This is a genomic window from Streptococcus sp. SP1 (genome assembly GCF_030440005.1).
Classification (GTDB): domain Bacteria; phylum Bacillota; class Bacilli; order Lactobacillales; family Streptococcaceae; genus Streptococcus; species Streptococcus parasanguinis.
Genome location: NZ_JAQFJJ010000002.1, coordinates 19,900 through 32,751, shown reverse-complemented (window position 1 = coordinate 32,751; position 12,852 = coordinate 19,900). Strand labels below are relative to the sequence as shown.

13 protein-coding genes and 1 riboswitch are annotated in these 12,852 nt (G+C 43.4%); of the genes, 1 reads left to right on the top strand and 12 read right to left on the bottom strand.

The window, feature by feature from the left end; all coding sequences use genetic code 11:
• Nucleotides 1–6 precede the first annotated feature (6 nt).
• Nucleotides 7–486, bottom strand: coding sequence for a GNAT family N-acetyltransferase (locus tag PCY07_RS01255; RefSeq protein WP_003012071.1), 480 nt, complete (start codon nucleotides 484–486; stop codon nucleotides 7–9).
• 21 nt (nucleotides 487–507) lie between these two features.
• Entirely contained in the window at nucleotides 508–1,092 is a 585-nt protein-coding gene (locus tag PCY07_RS01250) for a thymidine kinase (protein WP_061604194.1), read from the bottom strand.
• Between the two features lie 114 nt (nucleotides 1,093–1,206).
• On the opposite strand from PCY07_RS01250, the gene PCY07_RS01245 reads away from it, so the two are divergent.
• Entirely contained in the window at nucleotides 1,207–1,389 is a 183-nt protein-coding gene (locus tag PCY07_RS01245; RefSeq protein WP_001117401.1) for a 4-oxalocrotonate tautomerase, read from the top strand.
• Between the two features lie 58 nt (nucleotides 1,390–1,447).
• Here PCY07_RS01245 and ilvD read toward each other — a convergent pair whose 3' ends face one another.
• The 10 genes from ilvD to efeB form a co-directional block, all read right to left on the bottom strand.
• The gene (gene ilvD, locus PCY07_RS01240) at nucleotides 1,448–3,166 is read right to left on the bottom strand and encodes a dihydroxy-acid dehydratase (protein ID WP_013903555.1); all 1,719 of its coding nucleotides are present in this window, start codon (nucleotides 3,164–3,166) and stop codon (nucleotides 1,448–1,450) included.
• 126 nt (nucleotides 3,167–3,292) lie between these two features.
• Nucleotides 3,293–4,636, bottom strand: a complete 1,344-nt coding sequence (locus PCY07_RS01235) for an MATE family efflux transporter (RefSeq protein WP_301355100.1) — start codon at nucleotides 4,634–4,636, stop codon at nucleotides 3,293–3,295.
• Between the two features lie 110 nt (nucleotides 4,637–4,746).
• Entirely contained in the window at nucleotides 4,747–6,009 is a 1,263-nt protein-coding gene (locus PCY07_RS01230) for a nucleobase:cation symporter-2 family protein (protein ID WP_014713303.1), read from the bottom strand.
• Nucleotides 6,009–6,590 carry a xanthine phosphoribosyltransferase gene (locus tag PCY07_RS01225; RefSeq protein WP_014713302.1) on the bottom strand — a complete coding sequence of 194 codons (582 nt, stop codon included), beginning with the start codon at nucleotides 6,588–6,590 and terminating at the stop codon, nucleotides 6,009–6,011. The genes PCY07_RS01230 and PCY07_RS01225 overlap by 1 nt, the downstream gene beginning before the upstream one ends.
• Nucleotides 6,591–6,680: 90 nt before the next feature.
• Nucleotides 6,681–6,776, bottom strand: a riboswitch (purine riboswitch).
• Nucleotides 6,766–7,749 (bottom strand): GMP reductase, encoded by a 984-nt coding sequence (gene guaC / locus PCY07_RS01220; protein ID WP_037615292.1) that lies wholly within the window; start codon nucleotides 7,747–7,749, stop codon nucleotides 6,766–6,768. (Overlaps the previous riboswitch by 11 nt.)
• 182 nt (nucleotides 7,750–7,931) lie before the next feature.
• The gene (locus PCY07_RS01215; protein WP_014713300.1) at nucleotides 7,932–8,657 is read right to left on the bottom strand and encodes an alpha/beta hydrolase; all 726 of its coding nucleotides are present in this window, start codon (nucleotides 8,655–8,657) and stop codon (nucleotides 7,932–7,934) included.
• A gap of 422 nt (nucleotides 8,658–9,079) precedes the next feature.
• Nucleotides 9,080–9,277 carry a twin-arginine translocase TatA/TatE family subunit gene (locus PCY07_RS01210; protein ID WP_003016601.1) on the bottom strand — a complete coding sequence of 66 codons (198 nt, stop codon included), beginning with the start codon at nucleotides 9,275–9,277 and terminating at the stop codon, nucleotides 9,080–9,082.
• Complete coding sequence (gene tatC / locus PCY07_RS01205; protein WP_014713298.1) at nucleotides 9,277–9,996, bottom strand: twin-arginine translocase subunit TatC; 720 nt, start codon at nucleotides 9,994–9,996, stop codon at nucleotides 9,277–9,279. Before tatC ends, PCY07_RS01210 begins: the two co-directional genes overlap by 1 nt.
• A complete protein-coding gene (locus PCY07_RS01200; RefSeq protein ID WP_041826310.1) occupies nucleotides 9,983–11,668 on the bottom strand; it encodes an FTR1 family protein in 1,686 nt (561 codons plus the stop codon). Before PCY07_RS01200 ends, tatC begins: the two co-directional genes overlap by 14 nt.
• Nucleotides 11,646–12,851, bottom strand: coding sequence for an iron uptake transporter deferrochelatase/peroxidase subunit (gene efeB, locus PCY07_RS01195; RefSeq protein ID WP_045764039.1), 1,206 nt, complete (start codon nucleotides 12,849–12,851; stop codon nucleotides 11,646–11,648). Before efeB ends, PCY07_RS01200 begins: the two co-directional genes overlap by 23 nt.
• Between the last annotated feature and the right edge of the window lies 1 nt (nucleotide 12,852).

Genomic DNA, 12,852 nt, shown 5'->3' with positions numbered 1-12,852 from the left:
TGCTCCTTAATTCTTGGTTGTTAGATCATAGATTGCTACAATTTCGTCTTCTATGACTTCGCCAGTTTCTTTAAATCCATAATGGAGATAGCAAGATCTCGCTTGATTATTTTCCGGTTCATAAGATAACCAAAGACTTGTTGCTTTTCCAGCTGGCTCTGTTCGAACAAAGTCAATGACTGCATCCATAGTCGGTTTAAAATAGCCTAAACCTTGAAATCGTTTATCGATCATAAAACGAAATAACAAGTAATTTCCCTTGCTGATCCCAATTTTCTGGTCATAGGCAATCATAACAAAACCAACTAATACTTCCTTATCATAAACTGCTAAGGGAGCTATAAAATCACCATTTTTATCATATACATAGGCTTCAGCTAAACTAATGGAATTGGATGCAATAAAATTCCTTTGGTTTGGATGAACTTCTAGATTTAAAACGTCAAAATAATTCTCTATTGTAATATCTTTTAAACAAATAGACATTATTATCCTCTCTAAAACGTTCTAGACTCTTTCAGTTGGTATATCTGGATTAAAATAATGTTTGCGGCAAACGGAGATATAGGTCTCGTGTCCACCGATCTGGATCTGCTCTCCATCATAGACAGGTTTACCCGCTTGGGTACGCAAGACCATGGTCGCCTTGCGGGAACAGTATTGGCAGATGGTTTTGATCTCCTCGATCTTGTCGGCTAACAAGAGGAGGTGTTTGGAACCTTCAAAGAGTTCATTTCGGAAATCATTTTTGAGGCCAAAAGCCATCACCGGCACATCCAGTTCATCCACGACTCTTGCCAAGTCATAGACATGGTGTCGTTTCAAAAACTGAGCTTCATCGATTAAGACACAGTAGGGTTTAATTGCTTGGTTTTTAATAAAGCCAAAGATATCAGTATCGTCTTCAATTGCAACGGCTTCTCGTTTCATACCGATCCGACTAGAAACCACTCCTACTCCATCTCGTGTATCGATTGCTGAGGTCATGATGACGACGCTCTTGCCTTGCTCTTCATAATTATGGGCCACCTTCAAGATCTCAATGGTTTTCCCCGAGTTCATGGTCCCATATTTATAATATAATTGTGCCATTTTCCTTCTGTTCTCTCTAAAATGTGTTTCATTATCATTTTACCATAATTTTGCTAAGCTTTGTATCCCAAAATGTGATAAAATAGTCCTATAAAAAATTTAGGAGGTGGCCATATGCCATTTGTACGAATTGACCTATTTGAAGGACGCACCTTGGAACAAAAGAAAGCCTTGGCCAAGGAAGTAACCGAAGCTGTTGTCCGCAATACTGGTGCTCCTCAGTCAGCTGTTCACGTTATCATTAATGATATGCCTGAAGGAACCTACTTCCCTCAAGGTGAAATGCGCACCAAATAATGGTTCCACTAAAAAAGCCTTTCTTGCTTGTGATATCACATAGCAGGAAAGGCTTTTTTTATTTTTCTTGGGCTTGACGTTCTGCTTTCCGTTCTTCGAATTCTTCGTCACTCATCAAGGTTCCGCCGACATTGGCTGATTTGGCAAAGGCTGTATAGCGACGCAACCAACCGCTGGAAATTTTTGATTTGAAAGGTTTCAAATGTTTGCGACGTTCTGCAAGGGTTGCATCATCGACAAGTAGATCAAGGGTACGATTTGGAAGATCGATCACGATTTCGTCCCCATCTTCGATTAGGGCGATATTTCCACCTTCTGCTGCTTCTGGAGAAACGTGACCAATAGCAATCCCACGAGTAGCTCCGGAGAAACGACCATCCGTAATCAGAGCCACATCCTTACCAAGACCACGTCCGACAATCTTAGAGGTTGGCGCTAGCATCTCTGGCATACCAGGTCCACCCTGAGGACCCTCGTAACGAATAACGACGACATGTCCCTTCTTGACTGTTCCATTGTCAATCAACTCAAGGGCTTGATCTTGTGAATCGCAACAGATGGCCTTCCCACGGAAAGTGGTCACAGATGGATCTACTCCACCGACCTTGATAACAGCTCCATCCTGAGCAATATTTCCGTAGAGGATCGACAAACCACCTACAGGTGAAATAGGATGTTCGATTGGATGGATAATTTCTTCATTTTTGATTTCAGCACCAGCTACGTTTTCTTTCAAGGTTTTACCAGTAACAGTGATACGATCACCCTTAATGGCACCTTTTTTGATCAACTGATTGATAATGGCTGGAACACCACCAGCTTCATGCACATCATGCATGGTGTAAACACTTGAAGGGGCAATTTTAGAAAGATAAGGTGTCTTCTTGGCAATCTCGTTGATATCTTTGAGATCATAGTCAATCCCTGCTTCACGCGCAATAGCCAGTGTATGAAGCACCGTATTGGTAGAACCACCCATGGCCATATCGAGCGCAAATGCATCGTCGATGGCTTCTTTGGTTACAATATCCCGTGGACGGATATCCTTTTTTATATTCTCTACCAATTGTTTGGCCGCTTGGCGAACCAGTTCCCGGCGTTCATCTGAAACAGCTAGAATGGTACCATTTCCAGGAAGAGCAAGGCCTAATACTTCCATCAAACAGTTCATGGAATTGGCAGTAAACATACCAGAGCAAGAGCCACAAGTTGGGCAGGCATTTTTTTCCAAGAAATCCAGCTCATCCATGCCCATATCACCAGCTTGATAAGTACCGACAGCTTCAAATAAACTTGAGAGCGTCGCCTGATGCCCCGTCATGTCAACGCCACCCTTCATAGGTCCACCAGAACAAAATACAGCTGGCACATTGGTCCGCATAGCTGCCAAAATCATTCCTGGTGTAATCTTGTCACAGTTGGGAATATAGAAAACACCGTCAAACCAGTGGGCATTGATGACTGTTTCAGCAGCATCTGCGATCAACTCGCGAGATGGCAAACTATAACGCATCCCGATATGGCCCATAGCAATCCCATCATCCACACCGATGGTATTAAATTCAAAAGGAATCCCACCAGCCTCGCGGATAGCCTCCTTGGCAACATCTGCTAATTCACGCAGGTGAACATGCCCTGGAACGATATCAATATAGGAGTTACAAATGGCAATAAAGGGCTTTTGCATATCCTTTGCTGATTTTACTTGCCCAGTTGCATAGAGGAGACCACGTGCTGGTGCTCGGTCGATCCCCATTTTGATCATATCACTTCTCATCTCGTTCTCCTTCTAGTTCTTCATTTCTACCTCCTAATCTTACCACTTTGACATCAATTGTCAAGAACTTTCAGAAAATTTATAATATTCACGGCACACAAAAAGCCTGGTTTCCCAGACTTCATTTTAGTTTACCTGCTTTTTTTCGATCTTCCAGAGCCGAAGCTGGTAACAAATTCCACTCACGACAAGGCTAGAAATAAGGCCGATCCAATATGCGTATGGACCCAAGTTGGTCACATGATCAAGGAAAATCCCTAGTGGGATAGAGATGCACCAATAACTAAAAACGCCTAATAAGAATGGGACGGTTGTATCCTTATAGCCCCTCAAAATCCCTTGAAGGGGTGCTGCGAAGGTATCGGCTACTTGGAAAAAGAGGCTATAGGTCATGAAAATAGCTGTTTGTTGCACAAAGACTGGATCCTTGCCATATAGCCCTGCCAGTTGGAAGCGGAATGTATAGAGAAAGACGAGAGTGACAATGGCAAAACCAAAAGCTGTCAGCCGTCCCAAACGGCAATATTGTTTGACCACTTCTGGTCTTCCTGCTCCCAGTTCGTAAGATACGATAATAGCCATGGTGCTTGAGATACTAACCGGGAAAGCATACATCAGGGTAGAAAAATTCATGGCCGATTGGTGGCTAGCAATGGTTAGTGATGGGAATTTTGCCATTAACAGACCAACCAGCGAGAAGATGATGACTTCTGCAAAAACAATTCCACCGATTGGAAGCCCAAGCCTCAATACTTCTTTCATCCCTTTAAAATCATAAGGCTGTGGCTTCCACAATTGGAAAGGTGCTACCTTGGGATGTTTGCACAAGATCAAAACCGCAATAACCAGCAAGACCCAGTAGGCCAGAGAGGTTCCAAGACCTGCTCCTGCTCCCCCCATCTCAGGAAAACCAAATGCTCCATAGATCAGGATATAGTTAAAACAAGCATTGAGAGGCAAAAGCAAGAGCATCAAGTACATCGATAGACGCGTCATTCCCAAGGTATCAAGGAAGGTCCGCACGATACTAAAGAGCAACAAGGGTAAGATTCCCAGAGAAAGAAAATATAAATAGCGAATGGCTATTTGGGCAACAACATTTTCTAAACCGATCTGCTTGAGAATCATGGGTGCAATGCCCCAAACAAAGCCTATTAAGAGAATAGCCATACCAAATGACATATAGAGGAATTGGTAAAAATCGCCAGCAATCCGTTCTTTATTTCCCTTGCCTAAATGATGCCCAACAATCGGCGTCAGTGCAGAGACAATCCCTGTCAGGAAAGTAAAAAATGGATTCCACAGACTGGTAGCTGTAGAAACACCAGCCAAATCAAGGGTCCGGTACTGACCGGTCATGGCTGTATCGACAAAGCTGGCTGAATAATTGGCCAATTGGTAGATCAAAATCGGCAAAAATAGACTCAAAAACAAGCGCAAGCGCTCTTTAAAGTGATAGGTTAAATACATGATTCTAACTCTCTTCTCATCAAATTAGATTTTCTCCTCTTCCACTCTACTATATGTTTCCTTAAAAGTCAAAAAAACCGAAGATCCAAGGACCTCCGGTTCATGTGAGATTAGTTTTTGTTGCGGTTTAAAATAGCGTTGAGAACGATCGCCAAGACACTGGCAACAACAATTCCGTTAGCAAAGAACATTTGGAATCCTGTTGGAAGGCCATTGAAGAGGGTGCTGTTGTTCAAACCAACCCCTGCAGCAATCGATACAGCAGCGATCAAGAAATTGTGCTCATTGTGTTCAAAATCAACACGCGCAAGAATCTGCATCCCTTGAATCGATACAAAACCAAACATGACTAGCATCGCTCCCCCAAGAACTGGACTTGGAATGATTTGTGCTAAAGCTCCAAACTTAGGAAGGAGACCAAGAAGAACAAGGAAACCAGCCGCATAGTAGATTGGAAGACGAGTCTTGATACCAGATAATTTCACCAAGCCAACGTTTTGTGAGAATCCGGTGTAAGGGAAGGTGTTGAAGATACCACCGAGGAGAACAGCCAACCCTTCAGCGCGGTAACCATTGCGAAGGCGCGTGCTATTAATTGGATCTTTAGTAATATCAGAAAGTGCAAGATAAACACCTGTTGATTCAACCATAGAAACTGTCGCGATGATACACATCATGACGATTGAGGTGATTTCAAACTTAGGAGCTCCAAAGAAGAAAGGTGTTGGAACGTGAACGACTGGTGCTTGAGCCACAGGTGTGAAGTCTACCAAGCCCATAGAAGCCGCAATGGCAGTCCCTGCGATCAAACCAATCAAAATTGAAATGGATTTAATAAAACCAGTCGTATAGATATTAACAACCAGAATAATGAGAATAGTCACTACAGCCAAAATCAAGCTTTGAACGGTTGGTTTTGGCGCATTATTTCCCATATTTCCAATCGCTACTGGAATCAAAGTCAAACCAATGGTTGTAATAACGGATCCCGTTACAATTGATGGGAAGAGATTGGCAATCTTAGAGAAGAAACCAGAGACAAGGATGACATAAATCCCTGAGACAATCAAGGCACCAAACATGGCACCACTACCATGGCTAGCCCCGATCATGCTGAGAGGAGCCACAGACTGGAAGGCAACCCCAAGGACTACCGGAAGACCGATCCCAAAGTATTTATTGAGCTGCACTTGAAGGAAAGTTGCGACCCCACACATGAAGATATCTGTAGAGATGAGATAGGTTAGTTGATGAGCGTTATAGCCCAAAGCTCCTGCGATCATAATCGGCACCAAAATAGATCCCGAATACATGGCCAAAAGGTGTTGCAAGCCTAGAATGGCCGCCTGTGAATGGCTTTCTTGTTTTTGCATTAGATGTCTGCCTCCTTAAATACAACCTGACCATTTTCAAAACGGTCCAAACGTGCGAGGGATACAACTGGATATCCCAACTCTTCTAACAATCCCCGTCCATCTTGGAAGGATTTTTCAATCACGATCCCAATAGCTTCTACTTGAGCACCAGCTTGTTCGATGATTTGAATCAAGCCTTTGGCTGCTTGGCCATTTGCAAGGAAATCGTCAATGATCAAAACCTTATCTGATGGATCCAAGAATTTACCCGCAATCGAAACGGTGCTGGTGACTTGCTTGGTAAAGGAATAAACCTCAGCCGTCAAGATGCCCTCATTCATCGTGATGTTTTTCGCCTTCTTAGCAAAGATCATGGGAACATCCAAGGCTTCAGCTACATAAAGGGCTGGTGCAATTCCAGACGCTTCAATGGTCACGACTTTGGTCACACCAGCATCTTTGAACCGGTCCGCAAAAGCCTGACCAATTTCTTTCATCAATTTGAAATCCACTTGGTGGGTCAAAAAGGAATCCACCTTGAGGATATTCTCACCTAAAACATTGCCATCTTTTAAGATGCGTTCTTCAAGTAATTTCATACTTCCTCCTACTTTTAAAAAAATCCTCTACTTCATTCACAAAACACAAAAAGGCCTGCTAAGCAAGCCTTGAAATCTCTCTAGAAAGAGAAATAATCCCGACTTACTTATTGTTAGGTGTTCCGGCACCTTGTAGAAACATCACGCCCATTCGTGAAATAAATAAGTAATTCAATTAGTGTGCATCGCCATTCCAGATAGAATTCTTAACGATCACATAGTCAACGTGTTTCAAATCTGCTAATTTTCGGCCTCCTGCATAAGAGATCGAACTTTGCAAATCTTGTTCCATTTCCGTTAAGGTGTCTTGCAAATGACCCTTGGCAGGCAATAAAATCTTCTTACCTTCGACGTTCTTATAAGCGCCTTTTTGGTACTCTGAAGCAGATCCATAGTACTCTTTGAAAGACTCTCCATCAATCTCTACTGTTTTACCAGGACTTTCGATATGTCCTGCAAAGAGAGAACCGATCATGACCATAGACGCCCCGAAACGAATCGATTTGGCAATATCACCATGGGTCCGAATACCACCGTCCGCAATGATTGGCTTACGCGCTGCTTTTGAACACCAGCGAAGAGCAGCCAATTGCCAACCACCTGTACCAAATCCAGTCTTAACTTTGGTGATACAAACCTTACCAGGGCCGATTCCGACCTTAGTCGCATCAGCTCCCGCATTTTCTAATTCACGAACAGCTTCAGGTGTTCCAACATTTCCAGCAATGACAAATGTATCTGGTAATTCTTTCTTGATGTGTTGAATCATCCGAATGACACTATCTGCATGACCGTGTGCGATATCAATAGTGATGTACTCAGGCGCATCTGCCTTTAATTGACTCACAAAGTCGTATTCGTATTCCTTAACACCGACCGAAATGGAAGCGATCAAACCTTGCTCATGCATACGTTTGACAAAAGGAATCCGACCCGCTTCATCAAAACGGTGCATGATGTAGAAGTAACCACCACGCGCCAACTGCTCTGCCACATTCTCATCCAAGATCGTCTGCATATTGGCAGGAACGACTGGAAGCTTGAAGGTATGGTTGCCAAATTGGACGGTTGTATCTGCTTCTGACCGGCTATTGATGATACATTTGTTGGGAATCAACTGAATATCTTCATAGTCGAAAATAGGAAATTCATTTAACATAGATTGAAAAATCTCTTTTCTAAAAACTGACCTACCTATGCGCAAGCGCATCGCTACGTCTCTTGACGTTTCCTTGATAGATTATACCAAAGATACGGACCTAATGCAATGGGAATGATTTTATAGGAAATAATGTTCGGAAATTACAAGATAAAAACCTGTTTCAAAAAAGAAAACAAGTTTTATTTATGAACATTTTGGAGCCAATTGTTCACTTCTCTAGCTACAATTTCTGGCACCTCTGTATACAGTTCGTGCCCCAAACCTTCTAGCAAGACTTGCCTGATCTGGGGATCTAGTTGCTTCAGAGCTTCTTTTCTCCATTCAGGTTCTTCTTGGTACCGAGGTCCAATAAAAAGGACAGGCAGGTCGGCCAGTGGAATTTGGTAAGTCTTGATCCGACGCCGTAGACGCAATAAGGTCAAGATTTTTTCTAGAACTAGATTTAATTCATATTGTTCACTTGCTGGATTCCAGCGATAGCTAGCCTCTACTGCTTTTCGCGCTATAGGCGTAGGATCTGCTCCATCACCAAGTTCGGATAACACGGCTTCTTCTAAAGTTGCAAAGACTTGCTGCTGCATGAAGGACGACGTAGCTTCTAGCTCTTCTTCAAGAGGCTGAATCTTTTCCATATCCAGATAACCCCCATCCAGGAGAATCAGAGCTCGAATCTGAGGAAACTCGGCAGCCAGATAACGAGCCAAATCTCCACCCAAGGAATGCCCCAATAAACAGATCTCTTCCGCCTGGCCAATCTGACCTTGAAACCAAGCACAAAGATCGTTTTCTGTCTGAATCATTTCCCTATAGGGATCTAGAAAGGTCACTGGAAAGCCAAGTTCTTCAATAAGCGGAGCCAGATGGTAGCTATTGCTACCTAGGCCACCGATAAAATAATACTGCATGTGTTTTGTCTCTTTTCTATAAGATTAAAAGCTTATGAAAGCTATACATATTTAGTCATCCTTTGTATACTATCATACCGAAATACAGTTTGAAGTTCAAGTTAGTCACTAGCTAAAGGGATTAGATACACAAAAAGAGACCCTTGAAGTCCCCTTATATTTGATCCTATCTGAATGAATAAGAAAAAAATCCACTCACTTGGGGTGAAATGGATTGTTTCTTTATTAACGGTTCAACAAGAAATTGAACAATTTTTCGACAATTTTTACGACCAACCAGCATAAGAATCCGATATAGCTGAAATAGAAAATGAGTGACAAAATCGTAATAATCATGGTTTCCTCCTTCGTCGATTGCAAGTACTTGTCTTATTATACCCTTTTATGCAATCGAACTCAATAGAATTTTGAAAATTGTCTGATTATTCTTTTTCTTCTTTAGCTTCTTTTGATTCTTGGTCGGCTTCTTCACTGCCTTTATTGACAGCTGTCTTAAATTCAGCAAACATTTTTCCGATGGACTGGCCCAACTCTGGCAGGCGTTTTGGTCCAAAAATCAAGAGGGCGCCCAGGATGATGATGATCAATCCTGGTGCTCCAATATCACGTAAAATTCCCATTAGTTTCTCCTTTTTCTTGAATAGATGACTTTACTGATGGCGACACTGACTTCAAATAAGAGGATCAAAGGGAGTGTCATGGCCAAGTCACTGATAAAGTCTGCAGGGGTTAGCACGACAGCTAAGACCAGCAGGACAAAATAAGCGTATCGTCGGTAGGTTATTAAAAACTGTGGTGTCAAGAGCCCAATCGAGGTCAGAAAAGCGACCAAAACTGGTAACTCGAACAAGACCCCTAAAGGCAAGGTGGTGTGCCATAAGAAGGTTAAATAATTTTGTGCCGTCAATTGGGTATCAAACAGCCCTTCTCCCAAGCGCATCAAGACCTCTAAAATAGCTGGGCTGACAAAGAAATAACCAAATGCAAGCCCCAGTACAAAGCAAATAAAGCTAGCTGGAATGTAGGCAAAGACTGCACGCGCCTCCTTTTCCTTCAAAGCCGGCCTTACAAATTGCCAAATCTGGTAGACAATAAAGGGCAAGGTCAGACTAAAGGCTGTGAGATTGGCTAGCGATACATAGATCCAGAGGATATCATTCGGTCCCAGTACCAGCAGTTTTTGATGCAGGCTAGCAGTCAAGGCTTGGTAGAGTTCTCCACCAAATACAAAAGCCCCTAGAAAGACGATAATATAACATAAGATCACTGCGATCAATCGTTTTCGAAATTCGACCAAATGTTCAACAATAGTCATTTCATCTGCTCTACTCTTTGCCATGTTGTCTCACCGTAACGAGTGCGATCAAGGCCACAAAGATACCTTGAGGAAGAAGAACTTCCCAGCTTAGATAGATCCCCGCCCAATCGATGGTTGGAAATCCATTGACCAAATGGCTAGGTAGAATATTGGTCAACTGCAGGGCGTGGATGCTGACACCGAGCATCTTGAAGGCCAAGGCGTAAATCAACCATGTCAGAATGAAAAAGATTCGATGAGGTTGGATCGCTTGACTGGCCTTGGTCATCGCCACTGCAATGATGATGAGAACGGCTATAGCAAGACCGATTCCCAGTAAGAAATTCGCGGTTGAAATCCGCGGAATGATTCCAACATAGAAGAGAATGGTCTCAGCCCCTTCACGAAAGACTGCTAAGAAACTGAGGGCAAACATAGAGACAAAGCTTCCTGTAGCCGTTACGGTCTTCATCTGACGGTCCATGAAGGCATTCCACTGTTTGACAGAGGACTTGCTGTGTAGCCAAATTCCAATGAGGATCATCATGAGCACAGCGAAAATCCCAACGCCCCCTTCGATGATTTCCCGGTTAGAGCCCGAAGTCACAGCTGGAAAAGCTACTTGCAAAACAAGAGCGATCGCTGCGCTGGCAAGAACCCCCGCAAGAGCTCCACCGTAGACCCATTTGAGTCCTTTCCTCATCTTAGCGGCCTTAAGGGTCGTCACAAGCGCCATGACGATCAGAAGCGCTTCTACTCCTTCACGCAGAAGAATCAACATGGCATCAAAAGCGTTGTAAGAAGCTGTCGTATCAATCGCAGACAGGTCCCTGATCAAGGCTTGTAATTTCTCTTGATAAGCCTTTTCTTTCCCCTTAACCATAATGACCGGGGATTCACTCTCTACGCGCGTGTAGAGACTTGGATAGGTTGTGCTGACATCCCCCTCAATGGTTGGCCAGATGGTGATGAACTGCTTCATAGTTGCTGCAGCAGACTTTTCATCCCCAGCTTGGAATTGTCTTTGCGCCTTCTCCAAAAGCTTGATCCCATCGTTCAACGTCAAATCCGTACTAGCACTGCTAATCGCTTCGCCTTTTACAAAGGCATCAATCCCATTTTTGAGGTCATCATAGGAGGACTGGATGCTGGTGAAGTCAGTAGGCTCTGTTTCAATGCTACTACGTAAGAGCGAAATGGCCGTCTCGATTTTGCCATAGTAGGCTGTGCTATGATCCCTTACCACTGCTTCGTTTCGTGTCCAGGTATTATTGAGATCTGCATAGGTTTGACGGGTTTTATCCAGATCCTTCGCTGTAATCGCCTTTTGTAGATTCTTAAAATAAGGAGCGAGCCGATTCACGAGTTTATCTTTTTCTGCCTCTAAATCGACCGGATTTTGCTCTTTTTCAAAAGCGAGCAAGGCTGATGAGATCTTGGTGAGATTGTCTTTGGTTACCTCCCCTTTTATAGCCAAGGCTTTGCTAACTTTTTTCCCTGCTTTGGAATCATGGTGATCTTTGGATTCAAAATCAACCTGAATCTCAGCAATTAATGCCTTAGCCTTATCCTGGTCCTTATTTTGTAAAGCTGTTGTTGCATCTGTGATCTTGATAAAGAGATCGCTATAAGACTCCGCAGCCACTGGATGAGTCCAGAACAAGGCAAGAAGGCCGAACAAGATCAAGAGTTTATTCAAAGAGTGCTTGACCAAGATACCCTCCTTTCTCAACGCCTGCAAAGCAAGCAAAGAGTCCACTTCCGATATGGGTGATGTACTCGTTCATTTTATCCACCGCACCCAAGTTGGTTTGGATTTTGACAAAGCTGTTCGGATCCTTTTGAAAGGCGATAAAAATCAAACCTGCATCAAATTGCCCAGTCTGTTCATTGATGCCATCCGAATAGGAATATGACCGCCGTAAAATCGGTCGATCCACTTCTTTGGCCAAACGGACATGTGAATCTACTGGTAGTTTAGATAAATCTACTTCATCAAATTCGTTGGTTTTACCAAAGGGAGCACCGGACTCCTTGTAGCGACCAAAGGTATTTTCCTGCTCCTGCAAATTGGTTCGGTCCCAAGTTTCCAAGTGCATTTGCACTAGGCGAAGAGCCATATAGGAACCACCCTTCATCCAATCCTTGCTATCAGTCCAGACAACCTTGTCAAAATCCTTCTCCGTCGTGACATTTGCTGTTCCATCCTTGAAACCAAAGAGGTTGCGCGGCGTTTCTTTTCGGTCACCAATAGCTGCAAATCCTGATTTGCTCCACTTCATGGTGATGGTATTACGGCCCTTACGAATCAGATTTCGCACCGCATGAAAGGCTACTTGCTCATCGTCTGCACAGGCCTGAATGACGATATCGCCACCCGTATATTTGGCCTGCAACTGCTCCTTTGGAAATGGAGGCAAATCACGAAAGAGCTTGGGACGTTTAGCTTCCAAGCCCAGTTTCTTGAGAAAGGTAGCCGAAACCCCAAACGTCAAGCTCAAGCGATAGGGGTTGAGTCCTACTGTTTCACCTGTATCTGTTGGTGGCAAGAGGGCATTAGAACCATCTTTTTTGACCAATTCTCCTTCGACTAATTTACTACTATAATCGGTCCAGTCTTTAAAGAGCTGGATGACTTCTTTTGTGTCCGTCGTGTGAAGGTCTAACACCACCAAGTAGCAAGCCTTCTGCATGGCCGTCGTAATCCCTGCTTGGTGCTTGCCATAAAAGGAGATGTCTTCATCCCCGTCATAAGCTTTTTTGCTGGAACTGTCTTGATTAGCGAAAAAAGCAGATGCACCAGAGAGGCCCAGCGCTAGACCAGCCCCTCCAATACCTGCTTTTTTAAGAAATTCACGACGGTCCATTTTTTTATCTAAAAATTTTTCGTCAGCCATT